This window comes from Candidatus Symbiothrix dinenymphae (assembly GCF_001431085.1).
The window spans coordinates 1-770 of sequence record NZ_BBRU01000145.1; the positions used below are offsets into that span (position 1 = coordinate 1).

Genomic DNA, 770 nt, shown 5'->3' on the forward strand with positions numbered 1-770 from the left:
AACTGCAGCAATGAACGTCGCAGAAAATAGCAACAAGAAAACCTATACGCATCAAGAGGTGTGGAAAAATGTAGAGAAAATATTAAACACCCACTATGGTACCAATTATAAACTCGAGTTATGAGCAAGCCGAATACAACTATTTTTACCATAACCGGCACCACAATACTCATACATCGCATTATTGCTGCATCATTAATTACAGATTAATAGCAATTGGCAACCTCAAATTTGAGCGCAAAGTGTAGCCTAATTTTGCCCTTATTTGCAACAACAGCTTGTTGTCTTCTCACAGTCGCAGTTCGCCCGGCAAAATAATTGTGACAGTCACTCCTGCTGATAATCCACCGTCAGCAGAAAACCTTTGTTGCGAATGGTCAAAATCTTGACTTTGGGGTCGGCTGCCAATTGCTTGCGCAAACGGTGGATGAACAAATCCAAACTGCGCGAGGCATACACAGAACAACTCTGCCAATAGGCAGCCAGCAACGCTTCGCGGCTAACCAACCTTTCAACATCGCGCCAGAGTACGCCCAGAATGTCGCACTCACGAGGCGACAGGTGCTGCGTTTTTCGATGCGCAAACTTCAGCGTATTTCGCTGTTCATTCAAAACGTACTGCCCGATTTGAATCAGCGAATCATCAAGCATTATCGAATCGTGAAATACTACATCTTTCACTTTGCAAAATGCTTCTCTAACAATTGTTAAACTCTCCATACTTTTTAGTTTATACGTTCTTACTAAACGGTCAACAAAACACTAATATT

The 770-nt window shown here is 42.2% G+C and carries 1 protein-coding gene; it reads right to left on the reverse strand.

The window, feature by feature from the left end; genetic code table 11:
* Nucleotides 1-327: 327 nt before the first annotated feature.
* On the reverse strand, nucleotides 328-720 hold the full coding sequence (locus tag ASC50_RS02215) for a helix-turn-helix domain-containing protein (RefSeq protein WP_055432056.1): 393 nt from the start codon (nucleotides 718-720) through the stop codon (nucleotides 328-330).
* Nucleotides 721-770 lie beyond the last annotated feature (50 nt).

Excerpts from the sequence above, each read along its gene's own strand:
- ASC50_RS02215 (WP_055432056.1), bottom strand. The coding sequence starts at position 720 with ATGGAGAGTTTAACAATTGTTAGAGAAGCATTTTGCAAAGTGAAAGAT.